At 72.4% G+C, this 19,787-nt stretch carries 20 protein-coding genes and 1 pseudogene; 10 read left to right on the top strand and 11 right to left on the bottom strand.

Annotated elements, in window-relative coordinates:
* Positions 1–162 precede the first annotated feature (162 nt).
* Positions 163–1,365 (top strand): S8 family serine peptidase, encoded by a 1,203-nt coding sequence (locus ACRAKH_RS34445; protein WP_380729474.1) that lies wholly within the window; start codon positions 163–165, stop codon positions 1,363–1,365.
* A 29-nt stretch (positions 1,366–1,394) separates the two neighbouring features.
* Here ACRAKH_RS34445 and ACRAKH_RS34440 read toward each other — a convergent pair whose 3' ends face one another.
* From ACRAKH_RS34440 to ACRAKH_RS34420, 5 genes are all read right to left on the bottom strand, one after another.
* Entirely contained in the window at positions 1,395–2,303 is a 909-nt protein-coding gene (locus tag ACRAKH_RS34440; protein WP_380729472.1) for an ABC transporter ATP-binding protein, read from the bottom strand.
* 149 nt (positions 2,304–2,452) lie between these two features.
* Positions 2,453–3,217, bottom strand: a complete 765-nt coding sequence (locus ACRAKH_RS34435) for a hypothetical protein (RefSeq protein WP_380729470.1) — start codon at positions 3,215–3,217, stop codon at positions 2,453–2,455.
* 6 nt (positions 3,218–3,223) lie between these two features.
* Positions 3,224–4,135: an ABC transporter ATP-binding protein gene (locus tag ACRAKH_RS34430; protein ID WP_380729468.1), complete on the bottom strand. Its 912-nt coding sequence runs from the start codon at positions 4,133–4,135 to the stop codon at positions 3,224–3,226.
* Positions 4,136–4,334: 199 nt separating this feature from the next.
* Entirely contained in the window at positions 4,335–4,985 is a 651-nt protein-coding gene (locus tag ACRAKH_RS34425) for a response regulator (protein WP_380729466.1), read from the bottom strand.
* Positions 4,982–6,106: a sensor histidine kinase gene (locus tag ACRAKH_RS34420; RefSeq protein WP_447009534.1), complete on the bottom strand. Its 1,125-nt coding sequence runs from the start codon at positions 6,104–6,106 to the stop codon at positions 4,982–4,984. Before ACRAKH_RS34420 ends, ACRAKH_RS34425 begins: the two co-directional genes overlap by 4 nt.
* 254 nt (positions 6,107–6,360) lie before the next feature.
* Between ACRAKH_RS34420 and ACRAKH_RS34415 the strand changes: the two are divergent.
* Positions 6,361–7,692 (top strand): annotated as a pseudogene (locus ACRAKH_RS34415) (multicopper oxidase family protein); the annotation flags it as partial.
* Between the two features lie 128 nt (positions 7,693–7,820).
* Here the strand turns inward: ACRAKH_RS34415 and ACRAKH_RS34410 are convergent.
* The gene (locus tag ACRAKH_RS34410; RefSeq protein WP_447009995.1) at positions 7,821–8,534 is read right to left on the bottom strand and encodes an HAD family hydrolase; all 714 of its coding nucleotides are present in this window, start codon (positions 8,532–8,534) and stop codon (positions 7,821–7,823) included.
* A gap of 131 nt (positions 8,535–8,665) precedes the next feature.
* On the opposite strand from ACRAKH_RS34410, the gene ACRAKH_RS34405 reads away from it, so the two are divergent.
* Together ACRAKH_RS34405 and ACRAKH_RS34400 are read left to right on the top strand one after the other, a co-directional pair.
* Entirely contained in the window at positions 8,666–9,238 is a 573-nt protein-coding gene (locus ACRAKH_RS34405; protein ID WP_380725303.1) for a TetR/AcrR family transcriptional regulator, read from the top strand.
* The gene (locus ACRAKH_RS34400; protein ID WP_380725305.1) at positions 9,223–10,224 is read left to right on the top strand and encodes an SDR family oxidoreductase; all 1,002 of its coding nucleotides are present in this window, start codon (positions 9,223–9,225) and stop codon (positions 10,222–10,224) included. The genes ACRAKH_RS34405 and ACRAKH_RS34400 overlap by 16 nt, the downstream gene beginning before the upstream one ends.
* A 61-nt stretch (positions 10,225–10,285) precedes the next feature.
* Here the strand turns inward: ACRAKH_RS34400 and ACRAKH_RS34395 are convergent, their stop codons facing one another.
* From ACRAKH_RS34395 to ACRAKH_RS34385, 3 genes are all read right to left on the bottom strand, one after another.
* The gene (locus tag ACRAKH_RS34395; RefSeq protein ID WP_380725307.1) at positions 10,286–10,942 is read right to left on the bottom strand and encodes a response regulator; all 657 of its coding nucleotides are present in this window, start codon (positions 10,940–10,942) and stop codon (positions 10,286–10,288) included.
* A gap of 9 nt (positions 10,943–10,951) precedes the next feature.
* Positions 10,952–12,115 carry a sensor histidine kinase gene (locus ACRAKH_RS34390; protein WP_380725343.1) on the bottom strand — a complete coding sequence of 388 codons (1,164 nt, stop codon included), beginning with the start codon at positions 12,113–12,115 and terminating at the stop codon, positions 10,952–10,954.
* 193 nt (positions 12,116–12,308) lie between these two features.
* Positions 12,309–12,800, bottom strand: coding sequence for a hypothetical protein (locus ACRAKH_RS34385; RefSeq protein WP_380725309.1), 492 nt, complete (start codon positions 12,798–12,800; stop codon positions 12,309–12,311).
* A gap of 85 nt (positions 12,801–12,885) precedes the next feature.
* Here ACRAKH_RS34385 and ACRAKH_RS34380 point away from each other — a divergent pair, with 85 nt between their 5' ends.
* The 6 genes from ACRAKH_RS34380 (at position 12,886) to ACRAKH_RS34355 (ending at position 18,663) form a co-directional block, all read left to right on the top strand.
* Complete coding sequence (locus ACRAKH_RS34380) at positions 12,886–14,403, top strand: dynamin family protein (protein WP_380725311.1); 1,518 nt, start codon at positions 12,886–12,888, stop codon at positions 14,401–14,403.
* A complete protein-coding gene (gene grpE, locus ACRAKH_RS34375) occupies positions 14,400–14,777 on the top strand; it encodes a nucleotide exchange factor GrpE (protein WP_380725313.1) in 378 nt (125 codons plus the stop codon). Before ACRAKH_RS34380 ends, grpE begins: the two co-directional genes overlap by 4 nt.
* Before the next feature lie 7 nt (positions 14,778–14,784).
* Positions 14,785–16,602, top strand: coding sequence for a dynamin family protein (locus ACRAKH_RS34370; RefSeq protein ID WP_380725315.1), 1,818 nt, complete (start codon positions 14,785–14,787; stop codon positions 16,600–16,602).
* Between the two features lie 194 nt (positions 16,603–16,796).
* Positions 16,797–17,471, top strand: a complete 675-nt coding sequence (locus ACRAKH_RS34365; protein ID WP_380725317.1) for a hypothetical protein — start codon at positions 16,797–16,799, stop codon at positions 17,469–17,471.
* A gap of 6 nt (positions 17,472–17,477) precedes the next feature.
* On the top strand, positions 17,478–18,182 hold the full coding sequence (locus ACRAKH_RS34360; RefSeq protein WP_380725319.1) for a DddA-like double-stranded DNA deaminase toxin: 705 nt from the start codon (positions 17,478–17,480) through the stop codon (positions 18,180–18,182).
* On the top strand, positions 18,166–18,663 hold the full coding sequence (locus tag ACRAKH_RS34355; RefSeq protein WP_380725321.1) for an Imm1 family immunity protein: 498 nt from the start codon (positions 18,166–18,168) through the stop codon (positions 18,661–18,663). Before ACRAKH_RS34360 ends, ACRAKH_RS34355 begins: the two co-directional genes overlap by 17 nt.
* Here ACRAKH_RS34355 and ACRAKH_RS34350 read toward each other — a convergent pair.
* Together ACRAKH_RS34350 and ACRAKH_RS34345 are read right to left on the bottom strand one after the other, a co-directional pair.
* Positions 18,660–18,845, bottom strand: coding sequence for a DUF397 domain-containing protein (locus tag ACRAKH_RS34350; protein WP_380725323.1), 186 nt, complete (start codon positions 18,843–18,845; stop codon positions 18,660–18,662). The genes ACRAKH_RS34355 and ACRAKH_RS34350 overlap by 4 nt on opposite strands.
* Positions 18,842–19,708, bottom strand: coding sequence for a helix-turn-helix domain-containing protein (locus tag ACRAKH_RS34345; protein WP_380725325.1), 867 nt, complete (start codon positions 19,706–19,708; stop codon positions 18,842–18,844). Before ACRAKH_RS34345 ends, ACRAKH_RS34350 begins: the two co-directional genes overlap by 4 nt.
* Positions 19,709–19,787: the final 79 nt, after the last annotated feature.

Genomic DNA, 19,787 nt, shown 5'->3' with positions numbered 1-19,787 from the left:
CGATTCGCGCTTTCCATCTGACCCGCTTCAGAAGCCGTTGTCATGGACCTGTGCCGGAGTTCACGACGTCTTAACGAACGGCTTACTCCGCTTGCCCGAACCTGGAACCGTGAAACATGACCGACATGGAATATCTGTGATCCCGAGCACAGGGGGAATTGCGTGACGGGAAGGGCGGTCGTCGTCGCGATCCTGATCGCGCTGTGCGCGCCGGGCGCCGCGCGGGCGCAGACGATCGAGGACCGGCAGTGGCACCTGGCCGCGCTGGGCATCGCGACCGCGCACGGCACGTCGCGCGGTGACGGCGTGGTGGTCGCGGTGGTCGACTCGGGCGTGGACGACACGCGGCCGGACCTCGCCGGGGCGCTGCTGCCGGGCGCCGGGTTCGGCTCGGCGGCCGGCACCGACGGCACCCAGGACAACGACGGGCACGGCACCGCGATGGCCACGCTGATCGCCGGCCGGGCCGTGGACGGCGGCGCGCTCGGCGTGGCGCCCCGCGCGATGATCCTGCCGGTGTCGGTCGGCGCGGAGGGCGACAAGTTCACCACCACGTCCGTCGCGGAGGGCGTGACCTGGGCCGTCGACCAGGGCGCCGACGTCATCAACCTGTCCCTGACGTCGCTGGCGACGCTCACCCCGGACCTCCTGCGCGCGGTGAACTACGCGTTCGACCACGACGCCGTGGTGGTCGCGGGCACCGGCAACGACGGTGACGAGCACGTCGGCGCGCCCGCCAACATCAAGGGCGTCATCGCGGTCTCCGGCACGATCGAGGGCAACGGGCCGTGGCTCGACTCGAACACCGGCCCGGAGACCGTGCTGGCCGCGCCGGCGCAGCGGATCGTCACGGCCGTGCCGGTGGCGGTGGTGGACACCGGGTACGCCGAGGTCGACGGCACGAGCGCGGCGACGGCGCTGGTCTCCGGGGCGGCCGCGCTGGTCCGCGCCCGCTACCCCGACATGGACGCGGGCAACGTGGTGAACCGCCTCATCGCCACCGCCACCGACCTGCTGGAACCGGGCCGCGACCACGCGACCGGGTTCGGCCAGGTCGACCCGGTGGCCGCGCTCACCGCGGACGTGCCGCCGGTGGAGCGCAACCCGCTCGCGCCGCCGCCGCGACCCTCGTCGTCCGCCGTGCCGCCGCCGGCCGCGGCGGAGGGCCTGGCCGTGCCGCCGTCCGACGGGGACGCGGGGACCAGGCTCGTGGTCATGTTCGGCGGGCTCGGCGCGGTCGCCGTCCTCGTGGCGGTGGTGAGCCTCATGCTGTACCGGCGGAGTCGCGTTCCGCGCGCGCCCGTGCCGGTCGTGAGGGAAATACCGCCGCCGTCCGACGACTTCTGGCGCAGCGACCGCTTCTGATTGCCGGAACGCATTAGCGCGCCGTCGGCTCAGTCGGCGGCGTGGTATTCCACGGATTCCTTCGTGAGTTGCATGAAGGCCTCCTCCAGCGACCCGAGTTGCGGGCTCAACTCGTGCAGCGTGATGCCGTGGGAGGCGGCCAGCTCACCGATGAACGACGAGTCCACGCCGTGCACGACGAACGCGCCGTCCTCGGCGGCGGCCTCGGCGACGCGGGCTCGGCCGGCCAGCAGCTCGCGCAGCCGGTCGGCCTGCGGCGAGCGGACCCGGACCGCGTCCTCGGTGGCGTCCTTGATGAACTGCGCCGTGCTGGTCTGCGCGATGAGCCTGCCCCGGCCGATGACGATCAGGTCCTGCGCGGTCTGCGCCATCTCGGACAGCAGGTGGCTCGACACGAACACGGTCCGGCCCTCGTCGGCGAGCCGGTGCATGAACTGGCGGATCCAGAGGATGCCCTCCGGGTCGAGGCCGTTGACGGGCTCGTCGAACATCAGCACCTTCGGGTCGCCGAGGAGGGCGCCCGCGATGCCGAGCCGCTGGGACATGCCGAGCGAGAAGCTGCCGGCGCGGCGCTTGGCGACCGGGGTGAGGCCGACCAGGTCCAGCACCTCGTCCACGCGCTTGGCCGGGATCTCGTTGGACCTGGCGAGCCACTGCAGGTGCGCCCGCGCGGACCGGTTGGGGTGCACCCACTTGGCGTCCAGCAGCGCGCCGACCACGTGCAGCGGCCGGTGCAGCGACCGGTAGTCCCGGCCGTCCACGGTGACCCGGCCGCGGGTGGGGTGGTCCAGGCCCAGGACCATCCGCATGGTGGTGGACTTGCCCGCGCCGTTGGGCCCGAGGAAGCCGGTGACCCGGCCGGGCTGGACCGCGAACGACAGGTCGTCCACGGCCACGGTGCCGCCGTAGTGCTTGGTGAGGCCGGTCGCTTCGATCATGACTTCTCCCGTCCGATCAACCGCTGCTGGCGTACCTGTGGCAGAAAGCCCGGGCCACCCCCCGAAGGTGACCCGAGCTTCCCCCCTTCCCCCCTGTCACCGCGCGCCGACCCCGACGCCGGGCGCGGTGCGCCTGGTGACGCGTTCCCCTACGCGTCCCGCCGCTTCACCACGATGAGCGAGATGACGTAGATCGCCACCGCGATGGCGGCGAAGTACCCGAACGAGCCCCACGGGCTCAGCTCGCCGATGGCGGGCGGGCCCTCGCCGGCCGGGATGACGCTCGGGTCCGGGTTGCCGAAGATGAACTTGCCGGCCACGGTGAACGGCATCCACTTCTGGATGTCGTCGCCGATGTTCGGGATGAACCCGACCACGCTCTCCAGCACCAGCGCGAACACCAGGATGATCGACACCGCGCCCGCGGTCTGCCGCACCAGCGCGCCGACGCCCAGCGCCAGCAGCGCGCCCGCCGCGTAGACGAGGCCGACGCCCGCCACGTGCCGCCAGTCGTTGGCCGACTCGATCGCGAGCTCCGAGGTGTTGTCCACGAGCAGCCAGGACAGCGCCCACGAGCCGAACGAGGAGGCCAGGCCGACCAGCCCGGCCAGCAGCACCACGACGACCGCCTTGGCGACCAGCGGCGAGATGCGGTCGGGCACCGCCTGGAACGTCGCCTTGATCGTGCCGAAGCGGTACTCGGTGGTGACCGCCAGCGCGGCCATCACCATGATCACGTACAGCCCAAGGTTGTGCACGAACACCGCGGCCAGCACGGGCATCGGCGCCTCGGCGCCCCAGTTGGCCGCGATGATCGCGGTGATGCCGATGGTCAGCGCGAGCGCCAGCAGCATGGACCACCACGGCGAGCGGGTGGTGAAGAGCTTGATCCGTTCAACGGCGAGCAGAGTCATCGGTGGTCACTTCCCCGTCTCGGCGTGGTACTCCACGGAATCGCCGGTGAGCTGCATGAAGGCCTCTTCGAGCGAACCGCGTTGCGGGCTCAGCTCGTGGAGCACCACGCCGCTCGCCGCCGCGATGTCCCCGATCTCGTCACTGGCGGCACCCGTCACGGTGAGCGAGCCGTCCTCGTCCTCACGGACGGTGAAGCCCTTGTCGACGAGCATCGCGCCCAGCTTGTCCGCGTGCGGGCTGCGCACCCGGACCGTGTTCTCGGTCGAGCGCTCCACGAACTCGGTGGTGCTGGACTGCGAGATGAGCTTGCCGCGCCCGATGACCACGAGGTCCTGGGCGGTCACCGCCATCTCCGACAGCAGGTGGCTGGACACCAGCACGGTGCGGCCGTCGGCGGCCAGGCCCTGCATGAACTGGCGGATCCAGAGGATGCCCTCCGGGTCCAGGCCGTTGACGGGCTCGTCGAACAGCAACACCTTCGGGTCACCCAGGAGGGCGCCCGCGATGCCGAGCCGCTGGGACATGCCCAGCGAGAAGCCGCCGGCGCGGCGCTTGGCGACCTTGGTCAGGCCGACCAGGTCCAGCACCTCGTCCACGCGGCGGTCGGGCAGGCCGTTCGACTTGGCGAGCCACTGCAGGTGCGCCCGCGCCGAGCGGTTGGGGTGCACCCACTTCGCGTCCAGCAGCGCGCCGACGGTGCGCAGCGGGCGGTCGAGCTGGGCGTACGGCCGCCCGTCGATCAGCACCTTGCCCCCGCTCGGCCGGTCGAGGCCGAGGATCATGCGCATGGTGGTGGACTTGCCCGCGCCGTTCGGGCCGAGGAAGCCGGTGACCCGGCCGGGCTGGACCGTGAACGACAGGTCGTCCACCGCGACCGTCGTCCCGTAGCGCTTGGTGAGGCCGATAGCCTCGATCATGGTTTCTCCCCTGGACGGACACATCCCCCGGACTCGGATGAACCATGCCGCGTCCACGGGGTCTCGCACATCGGTCTGTAGTTGACTCGTCGGTGCGACTTCCGTCTTATCGTGTCCGCTACCTCGGTTGCAGTAATCCAGGATTACCCTGAGTTGTCCCCTAGGCGTGCGGCGCTTCGTCCTCAGGGACGGGGCCGGCCTAGCCGGGTTGGACCAGGCCGTGCCGGTAGGCCAGCGCGACGAGCTGCGCCCGGTCGCGCGCGCCGAGCTTGGCCAGCGCCCGGCTGATGTGGGTCTTCGTCGTGGCGGGGCTGATCACCAGCTCCCGGGTGATCTCCTCGTTGCTGAGCCCCTGCGCGGCCAGCGCGACGACCTCCCGCTCGCGGGTGGTGAGCTGGTCGAACACCGAGTGGTCCACCGCGCTCGGCGTGGTCATCCGCGCGATGAGCCGCCGGGTCAGGCCCGGTGACAGCAGCTCCTCGCCGCCCGCGACCACCCGGATGCCGTGCAGCAGTTGCGCCGGGTCGGTGTTCTTCAGCAGGAACCCGCTCGCGCCCGCGGCCAGGCCCTCGATCGCGTAGTCGTCCTGGTCGAACGTGGTCAGGATCAGCACCCGCACGCCGGACAGCTCGGGATCGCCCACGATCCGCCGCACGCCCTCCAGCCCGTCGACGCCCGGCATCTGCACGTCCATCAGCACCACGTCCGGCCGCGTCTCGCGCGCCAGCGCCGCCGCCGTGCCGCCGTCGCCCGCCTCGCCGACCACGGCCATGTCCGGCTCGCTGTCGACCAGCACCCGGAACCCGCCGCGCACGAGCGCCTGGTCGTCGGCGATGAGCACCCTGATCATCGGACCTCCCGCGTCGGCAGCCGGCACCGCACCTCGAACCCGTCGGACACCCTGCCGGCGGTCAGCTCGCCGCCCAGCGCCTCCGCCCTGGCCCGCATGCCCTCGATCCCGTGGCCGCCGACCGGGGACGGCCGCGGCGCGCCCGGCGACCCGTTGTCCCGCACCACGACCTCCAGCGAGTCCTCGCGGTAGGTCAGCGCCACCCACACCTCGGACGCGTCGGAGTGCCGCCGCACGTTCGTCAGCGACTCCTGGACCACCCGGAACGCGGCCAGGTCCACCGCCACCGGCACGGCCCGGTCGTCGCCCGCCACCGACAGCTCCACGTCGACGCCGGCCACGTCGAGCAGCTTGTCCAGCTGCGCCAGCCCGCCGGTCGCGGTCAGCGCCCGCACGTTCTCCGACCGCATCACGCCGAGCAGCACCTGCACCTCGGCCAACCCGTCGTCGCTGATCCGCTTGATCGCCTGCAACGCCTCGGCGGCCTGCTCCGGCCTGCGCCCCATCACGTGCACCGCGACGCCCGCCTGCACGCTGATCGCGGCCATCGTGTGCCCGAACACGTCGTGCAGCTCGCGCGCGATCTCCAGCCGCTCCTCGGCGGCCTGCGCCTTGGCCTGCTCGGTCCGGGCCTGCGCGATCTGCTCGGCCCGTTCCCGCGCGCCCGCCCGGAACGCCCGGTGCGAGTGCACGGCCGCGCCCAGCGCGGTCGCCGCCGCCTCCAGCGGCACGGCGTTGAACACCTTGTCGTCCAACCACTCGCCGCCCATGGCCACCCGCACCGAGAGCACCGTCACCGCGGCCGTGACCAGCACGCCGCCGACGCCCTCCCGCCAGCCGCGGTGGGCGGCGAGCGTGTAGCAGGCGATCAGCGGCGCGACGGTGACCAGCCGGCCGTGGTAGCCGAGGTCGAACCAGGCGAACGTGACGGCGTTCGCGGCCAGGAGCGACACCCACGGGTGACGCCGGCGCACCGCCACCGCCACGCCGAGCGCGACGGCCAGCGCCACCGCGCCCCAGTCCGGCGGCCCGTCGGGCCCGTCCGGGCCGACGCCGAGCAGGCTCAGGCCGAGCACGAGCGCCGCGAGCCCGCCGCCCAGCGCGATGTCGGCCCGTGCCATGGTCCGTTCGCCTCCACGCCGGATCGTCGTCGCCCGCGCGGCCGGAGCAGCCCCGCGGAGGGGCGGCGCCGGGGCGGCGACCTGCGCTCTCGTCATGCCGCGGAACGCTGCCCGGCCGGCGCCGGTCAGCGCGTCGGCCCGGCGCGGACACCGTCGGCGTACCGCTGGGGGATGACGCTACCGCCACCGGAGTACCCGCGGGTTACCGTCGCCGGCCGACGATTTCGCCGCCGCCGGAACGCACGATCGTCACCATGAGACGACGCAGCTTCCTCGCCCTGACCGGACTGGTCGGCGCCGGCCTGGTCGGCGTCGCCGCGACCGGCTGCGGCTCGGACGGCAACGCGGGCACCCTGTCGTTCGCGAACCGGCTGCGCATCCCGCCGGTGCTCGACCCGGAGCCGGGCCCGGACGGCGTCAAGCGCTTCCCGCTGCACCTGCGCGCCGGCCGCGTCGAGCTGCTGCCCGGCACGACCGCCGCCACGTGGGGCGTCAACGGCGACCACCTCGGGCCGACGCTGCGCGTCCGCCGCGGTGACCGGGTCGCGATGGGCGTGACCAACCAGCTGGGCGAGGCCACCACCCTGCACTGGCACGGCCTGCGCCTGCCCGCGGCGATGGACGGCGGCCCGCACCAGCTGATCGAGCCCGGCGCCACGTGGAACCCGGCGTGGACGGTCGACCAGCCCGCCGCCACCTGCTGGTACCACCCGCACCCGCACGGCCTGACCGCGCGGCACGTCTACCGCGGCCTGGCCGGCATGTTCATCGTCGACGACGACCGCGTGCCCGGCCTGCCGAGCGCCTACGGCGTGGACGACGTCCCGCTGATCGTGCAGGACAAGGAGTTCCGCGCCGACGGCGAGCTGGACGAGGCGCTCGGCGGCACGTTCGGCCTGCTCGGCGACCACGTCCTGGTCAACGGCACCTACGACCCGTTCTTCGAGGTCACCACGTCGAAGGTGCGGTTCCGCGTGCTCAACGGCTCGAACGCCCGCGTCTACGACATCGGGTTCGCCGACGACCGCGAGTTCCACGTGGTCGGGTCCGACGCGGGCCTGCTCAACGCCCCGGCGCCGGTCCGGCGGTTCCGGATCAGCCCCGGCGAGCGGTTCGAGGTCGTCGTGGGCTTCACGCCCGGCGAGCAGGTCGTGCTGCGCAGCTCGGCGGGCGACAGCGACGTGGAGGAGGGCGACTTCGACCTGCTCAAGCTGACCGCCGCGGCCACGCTCGCGCCGTCACCCGACCTGCCCGCGACGCTGTCGGACGTGCCCCCGGTCGTGCCCGGCCCTAGGGTCCGCCGGTTCCGCCTGGGCGGTTCGGAGATCAACGGGCAGGACATGGACCTGGCCCGCGTGGACGAGGTCGTGCCGGCGGGCGCGCGGGAGGTGTGGGAGGTCGACAACATCACCTTCGCGCACAACTTCCACGTCCACGAGGTGGCGTTCACCGTGCTCGACATCGACGGCGCGGCGCCTCCCGAGCACCTGCGCGGGCCGAAGGACACGGTGTTCGTGCCCGGCAAGTCGAAGGTGCGGCTGGCGGTCCAGTTCGGCCACCACGTCGACCCGAAGACGCCGTACATGTACCACTGCCACATCCTGCGGCACGAGGACAAGGGGATGATGGGCCAGTTCGTGATCGTCGAACCGGGCACGAGGACCGCACGTCGCGCACCCTCGCCGTCCACGGCCACGGCCACGGGTGACCGGCGTCAGGCGGCGAAGTACCGGTCCAGCACCGCCGCCGCGCCGTCGTCGAGGATCGTGCCGGTGACCGCGTCCGCGACCTCCTGGACGGCGACCGGCGCCTGGCCCATCGCGACGCCGTGCGCGGCCCACCGCAGCATCTCCACGTCGTTGGAGCCGTCGCCGATGGCCAGGGTGTCCTCTTCGGACACCCCGAGCGCGTGCCGCAGCTCCTCCAGCGCCGCCCCCTTGGTCACGCCGGGGGGCGACAGCGTCAGCCACGGCTCGGTGTGGTCGCACGACGCCGTGACGCCGGGCAGGTCGACGTCGAGCACGCGCAGCGCCAGCTCCTCCGGCGTGCGGCCGACCCAGCGCACGACCAGCCGGGACGTCGGCGTGGCGGCCAGCTCGGCGAACGTCACCTCGCGCACGTCACCCCAGAGGTCGCCGTCGGGGAACCGGCCGAGCGAGAGGTTGCCGACGCCGGTCACCTCGACCGCGAACACCGCGTCGGGGAGCAGGGCGCGCAGGCGTTCGACGGACGGCCCGGGGTCGAACGCGACTTGGCGCACCACCGCGCGCGAGTCGGTGTCCCACCACACCGCGCCGTTGGAGCAGATCGCCGTGGTGCCGCGCAGGCCGAGGTCGTCGACGATCGGGCGGGTGCCGACGAGGCTGCGACCGGTGGAGAGGACGACGTGCGCGCCGTGGTCGACGGCCCGGTCGATCGCCGCGCGCACGGCCGGTGCGACGTCCTCGCGGCCGACCGGGGTGATGGTTCCGTCGATGTCCAGGGCGATGAGGCGAGGTCTCCAGGTCACTGTCACCACCCTACTGGGCGACCATTAATGAACCGTGGTTCAATAACCGGGTGGCACGACCGAAGACGATCACGGACGAGCGGCTGCTGACCGCCGCGGCGGAGGTGATCGGCGGCAAGGGGCCGGGGTTCACGATGGCCGACGTGGCCGCGCGGGCCGGTGTGTCGGTGGGCACGGTGGCCGGCCGGTTCGGCTCGAAGAGCGGCCTGCTCCAGGCCCTGACCAGGCAGACCTCGACCGACAACGTGCGCCGGATGCGTGCGGCGGCAGCGGCGGGGGCCGACCCGGTGGCCGGGCTGCGGGCGGCGCTGCTGACGTGGTTCGAGGGCCTGACCGACCCGGCCGAGGCCCAGCACCACCTGGCGCAGCTCGGCGTCGACCTGATCGACCCGGAGCTGCGCGCGCTGCTCGCCGACCTGTACGCGGTGACCGAGGAGACCGTGCTGGACCTCACCCGACAGGCGGACCTGCCGCACGGTCCGCCGCCCGAGCGCGCGGCCCGGGTGCTCACCGGGTTGCTCTACGGCGTGTCGATGGACTGGTCGATCCGGCCGCGCGGCGCGCTGGCCGACCGGCTGGCGGAGGACGTGGACGCGGTGCTGGACGCGTGGAAGGGGAGATGATGGTGGAGTCGCAGGGCGAGGCCCAACGGGACACGGCCCAACAGGACACGGCCCAACGGGAGAAAGCGCAGCAGGGCAGGCCGTTGGCCGGCAAGGTCGCGGCGGTGACGGGGGCGACGCGCGGAGCCGGCCGGGCGATCGCGGTCGAGCTGGGCGCGGTGGGCGCGACGGTGTTCGTCGGCGGGCGGTCGACGCGCGAGCGGAAGTCGCCGATCGGCCGTGACGAGACGATCGAGGAGACGGCGGAGCTGGTCACGGCGGCGGGCGGCCGGGGCATCCCGGTGCGGTGCGACTTCACCGCGCCGGCCGACGTGGACGCGTTCCGCGCCCGCATCGAGTCCGAAGTGGACGGGCGGCTGGACGTCCTGGTGGACGACGTGTGGGGCGGCGAGGCGGACACCGAGTTCAAGGTGTTCTGGGAGCAGGACCTCGACCGCCAGCTGCGGATGTGGCGCAACAGCGTCGAGGCGCACTTCGTGACGCTGCACCGCCTCCTCCCGCTGCTGGTGCGGCAGCCGGGCGGGCTGCTGGTCGAGGTGACCGACGGCGACGGCGACGAGTTCTACAGCGGGTCGCTGGCCTACGACTCGGTGAAGGTCGCGATCCGCCGGTTCGGCACCGTGCTGGCGAAGGAGCTGGAGCCGCACGGCGGCACGTCGGTCGCCGTCACGCCGGGGTTCCTGCGCTCGGAGCAGATGTTGGAGCACTTCGGGGTGACCGAGGCCAACTGGCGCGACGCGATCGCCAAGGAGCCGCACTACGCGATGTCCGAGACGCCGCACTACGTGGGGCGCGGCGTGGCGGCGCTGGCCGCCGACCCGGACCGCCACCGGTTCACCGGCAAGGCGCTCGCGTCGTGGACCCTCATGCGGGAGTACGGCTTCACGGACCTCGACGGCTCGCGGCCGGACTGGGGCCGCTGGTACGACGAGGTGTTCAAACCGGGCGTCGACCCGACCACCGCGGACGTGTCGAAGTACCGCTGACCCGGCGCTCGTCCGGCCCGTCCACACGTCCGACCGGCCGCACGTCCGACCGGGCGCCCGGTCAGACGTCGCCGGGCCGGACGAGCCCCGTCTCGTACGCCAGCACCACGGCCTGCACCCGGTCCCGCAGCTCCAGCTTCGCCAGGATACGGCCGACGTGCGTCTTCACCGTCGCCTCGGACAGGAACAGCTTCCGCGCGATCTCGGTGTTCGACAGCCCCTTGGCGATCAGCACCAGCACCTCGCGCTCCCGCTCGGTCAGCGCCTCCAGCACCGCCGCGTCCCGCAGCTCGCCGCCGCCGTCGCCGAGGAACCGGCTCAGCAGCCGCTTCGTCACCGACGGCGACACGACCGCGTCACCGCTGGCCACGGCCCGCAGCGCGGACACCAGGTCACCCGGAGGGGTGTCCTTGAGCAGGAACCCGGAGGCGCCGTTGCGCAACGCCGACAACGCGTACTCGTCCAGGTCGAACGTGGTCATCACGAGCACCTTCGCGGTGCCCGCCTCGGCGATCCGCTTGGTGGCCTCGACCCCGTCGAGCACCGGCATGCGGACGTCCATCAGCACCACGTCGGGGCGCAGCCGCTCGGCCAGGTGCACGGCGTCGAGGCCGTTGCCCGCCTCGCCGACGACGTCGACGTCCTCTTGCGCGCCGAGCACCATCCGGAAGCCCATGCGCATGAGTTCCTGGTCGTCGACCAGCAGGACTCGGATCACCGGACCACCCTATGACGGAGTCAGCGGGAGCACGGCGCGAACCCGCCACCCGCCGCCGGGGTTGGGGCCCGCCTCCAGCGTGCCGCCGAGCACGCCGGCGCGTTCGCGCATGCCGATGAGGCCGTTGCCGCCGGACACCGCGACCAGGTCGTGCGGGGTGCCGAAACCGTCGTCGGTCACCTCCACCTCCACCTGGTCGGGTGTTCGCGCCACCCGGACGGTGGCCGCCGCGCCGGAGCCCGCGTGCTTCAACGTGTTCGTCAGCGCCTCCTGCACGATCCGGTACACGCCGAGCCCGAGGCCCGCGGGCAGCGTGCCGAGGTCGCCCGCGGTCTCCAGCGCCACCGGCAGCCCGGCCGCCCGGCACGTGTCGGCCAGCTCGTGCAGGTCGCCCGCGGCGGGCTGCGGCATCCACTGCGTGCCCGACTGGTCCTCCGACCGCAGCACGCCCAGCAGCCGCCGGAGCTCGGTCAACGCCTGCCGCCCGGTGTCGGCGATGGTCCGCACGGCGGCCTCGGCCAGGTCCGGGTTGCTCTTGATCGCGTACCCGGCGCCGTCGGCCTGCACCACCATCACGCTCACCGCGTGCGCGACGACGTCGTGCAGCTCGCGCGCGATCCGCGAGCGCTCCTCGCCGACCGCGATCCGCGCCTGCTGGTCCCGTTCGGTCTCCAGCAGCTTGAGCCGCTGCTCCAGCTCCGAGTGGTAGGCGCGGCGCGCGCCGACGAACTCGCCGAGCGCCCAGCTGAACGCGAACACGACGGCGATCACGAACACCATGAACGCGGCCTCGGCGCCCGCGCCCATGCGCCACAGCGCCCACACGAACGTGCCGACCGCCAGCCAGATCGCGTACAGCAGACCCTGCCGCCTGCCGACGTACGCGACGACCGTGTACAGCCCGACCGCGAGCGCGAAGTCGGCCAGCCGGAACGGCGCGCCGTCGCTGATGTCGCCGTGCGTGAAGAGCTGGACCGACCCGCCGAACAGGATCACGTACGACGAGCCGAGCGGGTACTTCCGGCGGAACACGACCGGCGCGATCATCATCGCGCCGACGAACAGCAGCGCCGAGCCGGGCACCCGCGTGCCGGCGGCGGCCATCGTGCCCAGGTCGAACACGAGCAGCACCCCGGCGATCAGGGAGTCCCCGAACACCGGGTGCGCTCGCATCCACAGGCTCAGCCGCCGCACGTGACCAGGTTAGGTACCGGCCGGCCGACCGCGCGTCGCGCCACGGAATGACCCCGGCTAGTCCTGGAGGCGGATGCCCGCCCGACCCGTTGACCGGGCGAAACGCGGCGGCCGGCGCGCCCGTGTCGTCGGGTCGCGCCGGCCGCCGCGTCGGGATCGCCGTGTGTCGCGGTTACCGCACGGTCTTGATCTGCGTCGGGTCGACGTGCTCCTCGACCCTGGGCGCGGGCGCGCCGCGGGTCTGCTCCACCCGGGTCTGCTCGACCCGGGTCTGCGGCGGCACGGCCCGCTGCTGCTCGTACTGCCGGTGGTCCTCGGCCATCTCATCGGCCAGCTGCTGCTGGAGCTGCCGGTCGCGGATTCGGCCGAGGATCATCATGGTCACCGCGTGCACCAGGGCCAGGACGAGGAGCATCACGCCGAGCTTGACGACGATGTCCTTGACCGGGTCGCCCGTGTCCACGGAGATGATCGACACGATGGCGAGCAGTCCGAGCACCACGAGGTGGAAGAGCACGGTCGCCAGGCGGGTCATCGACTTGGCGGCCTCGGGGTCGCCGTACGCACGGCTCATGTATCCCCTGCCGCCCCGGTAGATGAGCTGGCCGTCGATCAGCACCAGCACCACGCCGAGCAGCAGGAACACCGCGTATCCCTGTTCCATGGCTGACCTCCCTCGTCGATCGCGGAAATACCCGTGAGATCCGGTTCGCAAACCGCCCGTCAACCGCACGTGGCACGATCTCGGCGTGACGACGCAGGCCAAGCAGCTCGCCGGTCCGCTCTCGGCGGCGGTCGCGAACCTGTGCGTCGGCTTGCAGCCCCAGGTGTCGCCCGCGACCGCGGCGGGGTTCCGCGAGGTGCTGCGGCGGCTGTCCGCGCCGCTGCAGGTCGCCGTGGCGGGCCGGATCAAGTCCGGCAAGTCGACGTTGGTGAACGCGTTGATCGGGCGTCGCGTCGCGCCGACGGACGTGGGCGAGTGCACCCGGCTGGTCACCCGCTTCCAGTACGGCACGGTCGACCGGATCGAGGTCGTGTTCACCGACGGCCGCAAGCAGGTGCTGCCGTTCGAGCCGAACGGCGGCATCCCGCCCGACCTCGGCGTGGACTTCGACAAGGTGTCCCACATCGAGGCGTACCTGACCAACGCCGTGCTGCGCGACCTCACCGTGATCGACACGCCCGGCCTCGGCTCGCTGGACGCCGCGTCCGTGGCGCGCACCGAGGCGTTGCTCGGCGGCGAGCTGGACCCGGTGTCGCGCAACGCCGTGGCCGGCGCGGAGGCCGTGCTGTACGTCGTCACGCAGGGCGTGCGCGCGGACGACCAGCAGGCGTTGGCCGCGTTCACCGCCGCCACCGCGAGCCGCGAGGCCGGCCCGGTGAACGCGATCGCGGTGCTCAACAAGGCGGACACGATCGCCGCCGAGACCGTCGAGGGCTCGGACGGCGACACGTGGCGGGCCGCCGTCCTCCTCGCCGAGCGCCAGGCGCACACGCTCAAGCCGCGGGTCGCGGACGTGCTGCCGGTGATCGGGCTGGTCGCCGAGTCCACCGAGACGGGCGGCTTCACGTCGGCCGACGCGGACGCGCTGCGCAAGCTGGCCGAGCTGGACGAGGCGACCCGCGAGACCATGCTGATCTCGGCCGACCTGTTCGTGGCCTGGGAGTGCGACGTGCCGGTCGGCACCCGCACCCGGCTGCTGGAGAAGCTCGACCTGTACGGCATCCGCAAGGCGCTCGAAGCCGTGGACGCCGAGCCCGCCATCACCGCGGGCGCGCTGCGCCGCAAGCTGCTCGACGCGTCCGGGCTGGACGGCGTGCGGGCGAAGCTCAACGCGGTGTTCCGCTCGCGCGCCGACGGGATCAAGGCCGCCGCCGCGCTGGCCTCGGTGACCGCGCTGGCCGCCGCCTCCGGCGACCCGAACGAGCGGCAGCGCGTGCACGACGCCATCGAGGTGCTGCTGGCCAAGCCCGAGGCGCACCAGCTGCGGCTGCTGGAGGCGTTGACGCTGGTGGCGTCCGGCGCCGTGGCGATGCCCGCCGACCTGGTGGAAGAGGTGCTGCGGTTCGGCAGCTCGCCCGACCTGTCCGAGCAGCTCGGCCTGCGCGGCAGGCCGCCGCGGGAGCTGATGGCCTACGCGCTGGAACGGGCGGGCTGGTGGCGGTCCTTCGCGTCGTTCGGCGCCACGCCCGCGCAGAGCCGGGTGGCGCACGTGGTGCACCGGGCGTACTTCCTGATCTGGCAACAACTGCGGGGGCGGCGATGAGCGGAACGGAACCGGTCGGCGCGGCGTCCGACCACGCTGTGGAGACGACGCTGGAGACCACCATCGCCGGTGAGCTGCTGGACCAGGCCCTGGCGGAGCGGCGCACGCTGGTGCAGCTGTGCCTGTACGCGCTGGACCGGGCCCGCAGCGCCGGGGTCGTGGAACGGCTCGAAGAGGGCCTGGCGGGCATCGGCGTGACCGCGCTGCGGCCGGACGGCGAGCGGTTCGACCCGTCCCGGCACGAGGCGGGCGGCACCGTGCCGACGGACGACGCGTCGCTGGACGGCGTGGTCGCGGAGACCGAGGTGGTCGGCTTCTCCGACCGGGGCCGGACGCTGCGCGCGCCGATCGTCACCGTCTACACGGCCCGCTGAGGCGCCGGTGAGCACCCTCCCGCAGACGGTCCGGCAGACCAGGGAGAAGCTGACGAACCTGGTCCGCGGGCTCGACCCGGCGGCGGCGTCGTTCGTGGAGACCCGGCGCGGCGGCCCGGCGTCCGTCGTGGTCGTCGGCGAGACGAACCGCGGCAAGAGCTCCCTGGTCAACGCCCTGCTGGCGACACCGGGCCTGTCGCCGGTCGACGCCGAGGTGGCGACGGCGACGTACCTGGTGTTCCGGCACGGCGAGGAGTGGTCCGCCCGCGCCTGCTACGCCGGGTCGATGTCGCCGGTGCCGTTCGACCGGTCGGAGCTGGTGAACTGGGTGTCCGCGGCGCACGACCTGCCCGAGGGCATGCTGCCGCCCCGGTACGTCGAGGTCGAGGCCCCCATCCCGCTGCTGGAACGGCTGTCCGTCGTCGACACGCCGGGGGTCGGCGGGCTCGACTCGGTGCACGGCGAGCTGGCCGCCGAGGCCGCCGCCACGGCCACCGCTCTGCTGTTCGTGGTCGACGCCTCGGCCCCGTTCACGCGCGGCGAGCTGGACTTCCTGCGCACGGTCGGCGAACGCGTCGAGACCGTCGTGTTCGCGTTGACCAAGGTCGACCAGTTCCGGGGCTGGCGGCAGGTGCTGGAGGCCGACCAGGCGTTGCTGGCCGAGCACGCGCCCCGGTTCCGCGGGGCCACGTTCCACCCGGTGTCGTCCCGCATGTTCGAGCTGGCCGCGAAGGCGCCCAACCCGGACGCGGCGGCCATGCTGCGCGACCGGTCCGGTGTCGGCGCGTTGCAGGAGGCGTTGCAGGAGCTGGTGGTGGGCCGGGCGGCGATGCTCGGCGAGGCCAACGGCCTGCGCGCGCTCGCGACCGTGCTGGACGAGCTGATCGCGCGCGGCGAGGCGGACAAGCGCGCGCTGTCGTCCGGCGAGGAGGAGGCCGAGACGCTGCGCGGACGCCGTGACGAGCTGAACTCACAGCGCCGGTCGTCCACGCGGAGCTGGCAGGTGCGGCTGCGCGGCGAGGTGCAGCGGGCCAGGGTCGAGGGGGCGCACGAGGTCAGCCGCCAGATGCGCGACGTGCAGACGTGGTTCCGCACGGCCATCGACTCGGCCGACCGCGAGCGGCTGGCGGCGTTGCCGCAGGAGGTCGACACGGCGTTGCAGCTGGTGTCGGGCCGGATCAGCGCCGGGCTCGCCGGGCGGCTGTCCCGCGTCGCCGACTCGGCGCTGGCCGACCTGTTCTCGCCGGAGGAGCTGGCCGTGATCCGGGGCCAGTTCGCGCGCGGCGTGACGCCGCCGGTCGTCCTGCGTCCGCCGGAGAAGCGCGTGCCGACCGCCGAGGACAAGCTGCTCGTGTTCATGGGCGTGTCCGGCGGCCTGGGCGTGGGCCGCCTGGCCGCGTTGCCGCTGGCCGGGCTCGGGGTGGCGGCGCTGAACCCCGTCGTGCTGCCGGTGACGATCGCGCTCGGCCTCGGCGCGGGCTGGTGGATGGCCCGCACCCGCAAGCACTCGGCCGACAAGCAGCACCTCAAGCAGTGGCTGTCCGACGCCATCGCCGACGCGCGGTCCACTGTGGACCAGCTGGTGGCGGAGCAGCTGATCGAGGCCGAGCAGCAGCTGTCGCTGGCGCTGGACGACGCGCTGGGCAAGCGGGTCGACGCGATCGAGGCGGAACTGCGCGAGGTCGACAAGGCGCTGCGCATGGAAGCCGGCGAGCGGACCCGCGCGCTGCAGGCCGTCACGCGCCGGCTGGCCGAGCTGACCGCGGGCCGGGCCAAGGTGGACGAGCTGCTGGCCCGGATCAGGGCCGTCCGCGACCGCGCCTGAACCCGCGACCGACCCTGGTCGTCCCGAGGTGGGCGGTGGCGCCGTGCCGTCGCGGCGGGCGTCGGACGATCGATCACCCAGGGTGGTGGCAAGCGGGCCGTTTTCGGTGGCCGGGCGTCCCGACCTTCCCCGGCGGAACCGAACAGGCATAACGTGAGTCCAACCGGCACAAGCACGCGGGAGGGTGGGACACGGTGTACATCGACGAGACGGGCACGACCGACGGCGAGCTGAAGGTCACGGTCGGCGACGAGGAGTACACCGCCGAGGCGACCTACGACCTCGACGAGGACGGCGTCGACGAGAGCGCGGTGGTGGAGACCGACGACGGCGGCCACCTGGCGTTCAGCGACACCGACGGCGACGGCGACGCCGACCTGATGAGCACGTTCGACGCCGACGGCGAGCTGACCGGGCAGGCCGAGTTCGACGAGGGCTCCGGCGAGTGGGTCGCCGTCGACCCCGACGACGACCACAGCCGGGAGACGAACACCAACGCGGGCAAGTCCATCGTCGTCGACGTCGAGGACGGCAGGGACCAGGAGGTCGGCCCCGCCACCGAGGACACCGACGGCGACGGCCGCGCGGACACCGCCGTCGTGAAGGACGAGGACGGCGACACCTGGCTGTTCACCGACGCCGACGGCGACGGCAAGGCCGACCTGGCCACCGAGATCACCCAGGACGGCGAGGTCACGGTGTCCAAGCACACCGGTGACGACGAGTGGACCGAGGTCGAGCACGGCCGCATCGGCGAGGACGGCAAGTACACGCCGGACAGCGACGAGGCCTGGTCGGAGGACAAGGTCACCGTCTCGGGCGTCGTGCGGATCGACTCCGTCACCGGCCAGTGGATCAGCCCGAACTAGCCCGTGGTGCCCGCGAGCCTCGCCGAAGTCGCCGCCGCCATCGACGCGGCGTTGGCCAGGGCACGTGACGCCGTGGTGGCGCTGACGGCGGCCGGTGACCTCGCCGACGAGGCGGTCGGCCTCGTCGAGGAGGCTTTCCAGGGGGCGTCGTCCCTCGAAGCGGATGCCGCCGAAGTGGTCGGTGCCTGGACTGAGGTATCCGACAGCACGGCGCGATTTCGTGACGCGCTGGCGATGGGAATCGCCCGTGCCGAGCACTACTCGGCTCACCTGGCCATCGATGTCGGCCGACGTACCGAGACCTCATCGGAACATGGCTGGGACACGCAGCAGCGCAAGGCGCTTCCCACCTACGTGACCAGCGGGTGGTTGTTCGACGAGGACGGTTACAGCGAACTGGTCCAAAGCGGGCGTGAGACCGACGACGAACACCGGCGGATCGCCAACTTCCTGATCGAGCAGGACGAAGTGCCTCGAACCGGGTTTCCCGAGGTCGCCAAGCACGTCGAGATGAAGGCGGCGTGGCGATTACGTGTCAGCGGGACCGACAGTGCCACGGTGATCGTGAACAACTTGGTGTGCACCGGGCCGATAAGCTGCGCTGAGCTGCTGGAATCGGTGCTGCTACCCGGACAGGTGCTTACCGTGTACGACCCGGTGAGGAAGAGGCGCTTCCCTGAGAGGGGGGACGACCGTGAGCTACACCCTTGACGTCTGGTACCACCGGGCCGAGGTGCCCTCGGACTCGCCGCAGACCGTGCGATCCGAGTCGGAGTTGGCTGAAGTCCTGGCCTACGTGCTCGCCAACCACCAACCGAATCCACCGGTTTTGGTGGCGCGCGAGCGGCCGAAGGTCGGTCGTCGGGGACGCCCTGATCACCAGATCAAGGTCGATGCCGACGCCGCCGGCGGCGTCGGCGCGATCCTGGCGATGGGACCCCGCGACTTCGTACCCGGATCGGCTCCGGACTTCGTCGGGACGTCCCCGGATGGTGGGGTGTGGATAGCCGAGTGCAAGAGCTGGACACCGCCTGCCGACGCGCCGTCGTTGTACATCGACAAAGCGGTGATGACCGAGTTCCCGCGGCGCGCCGTGCTGCCGCTGGACCTCTGGCAGGAGGCGTTGCGCGAGTTCATGCGCACCGGCCTCCGGCCGACCTGCGTCGAGTGGGACGTGTCGGCCGTCTACTAGCGGTTGGCGAGCCGGTTGACGAACGAGCCCCAAGCGCGGGACGTGAACGCGAAGTGCGGTCCGTCGGGGTTCTTCGAGTCCCGGACGCCGACGGTGGCCGGGGTCAACCGCACCTCGACGCAGGCATTGCTACCGCCGGAGCTGCGACTGCTCTTGAACCACCCGGTGTCTCGCGCGATCACGTGCCCTCCCTGATCCGCTCGATCAACAGCGCTCGGGTGTCCGCGCGGCTCAAAGCCAGCTCCTTGACCCGGGTGAAGATCCGCTGCATCGGCTCGACGTCCTCGGGTTGATCGTAGTAGGGCGCGGGGCCGTGCAGGCTGGTCGCGAAGCTCACCGGCGTGGATTGCGCGAAGTCCAGCACCACCAGGCCACCGCCCAGCGCCGGGTTGTTCGACGTGCCCGCCGGGATCACGCCCAAGTCGAGGTCCGGGTAGCTCTCCAACAGTTGGAGCAGGTGCAGCACCTGGCCGCGCATCACCGACTCGTCGCCGACCACGTTGTCCAGCGAGTCCTCGGTGAAGACGATCTCGATCCGCTTGGCCGCGCCGGTCTCGAACACCCGCCGCTGGTGGTCGAGGCGGAAGGCGGTGCGCTCGGCGGTCTCCGACTCGGAATCGGGCCAGTAGATCGAGTTGGACAGCGCCATGATCGCCCGGACGTAGTCCTTCGACTGGACCAAGCCGGGGATCACACCGCACTCGTACCAGCGGACCTTGGTGGCTGCGGCCTGCAACTCCGCCAAGCGCTGGAAGGGCTCAGGCAGGTTGTCGACATATCCTCGACGAGGTGCACGCCGCCGGGCCGCGGCGCCGAGGGCGAGGATCGTCTCGCGTTCCCGGCCGTGTGCGCCATAGAAGTCGAGGAGCTTGGCCAGCTCGTCGACGCCGAGCCCGCCTTTGCCGTTCTCGACCTGGCTGATCCGGCCGGGCGTGCGCCCGATCGCCGTGCCGGCCTCGCCTTGTGACTTCTTTGCCTGGTTGCGCAGCCGCGTGAGGGCGAGCCCGAGTTGCAGGCGCTCGATGGTCTGCCGCGCCAGCGCCATGTGTCCACTCCACCGGGTTATCGCTAACGGGCTATCTGAACCCTAATCTATAGGGGTTACTCCGCGTGTTCGATGACAT

Source organism: Saccharothrix hoggarensis (genome assembly GCF_052936025.1).
This window is presented reverse-complemented; position numbering and strand designations above follow the sequence as displayed.

What these genes read in the sequence shown, in the direction of transcription:
- ACRAKH_RS34385 (WP_380725309.1), bottom strand. Translation starts at nt 12,800, where the DNA reads ATGGAACAGGGATACGCGGTGTTCCTGCTGCTCGGCGTGGTGCTGGTG.
- ACRAKH_RS34345 (WP_380725325.1), bottom strand. Translation starts at nt 19,708, where the DNA reads ATGGCGCTGGCGCGGCAGACCATCGAGCGCCTGCAACTCGGGCTCGCC.
- ACRAKH_RS34430 (WP_380729468.1), bottom strand. Translation starts at nt 4,135, where the DNA reads ATGATCGAGGCTATCGGCCTCACCAAGCGCTACGGGACGACGGTCGCG.
- grpE (WP_380725313.1), top strand. Translation starts at nt 14,400, where the DNA reads ATGAGCGGAACGGAACCGGTCGGCGCGGCGTCCGACCACGCTGTGGAG.
- ACRAKH_RS34440 (WP_380729472.1), bottom strand. Translation starts at nt 2,303, where the DNA reads ATGATCGAAGCGACCGGCCTCACCAAGCACTACGGCGGCACCGTGGCC.
- ACRAKH_RS34425 (WP_380729466.1), bottom strand. Translation starts at nt 4,985, where the DNA reads ATGATCAGGGTGCTCATCGCCGACGACCAGGCGCTCGTGCGCGGCGGG.
- ACRAKH_RS34390 (WP_380725343.1), bottom strand. Translation starts at nt 12,115, where the DNA reads ATGCGAGCGCACCCGGTGTTCGGGGACTCCCTGATCGCCGGGGTGCTG.
- ACRAKH_RS34435 (WP_380729470.1), bottom strand. Translation starts at nt 3,217, where the DNA reads ATGACTCTGCTCGCCGTTGAACGGATCAAGCTCTTCACCACCCGCTCG.
- ACRAKH_RS34420 (WP_447009534.1), bottom strand. Translation starts at nt 6,106, where the DNA reads ATGGCACGGGCCGACATCGCGCTGGGCGGCGGGCTCGCGGCGCTCGTG.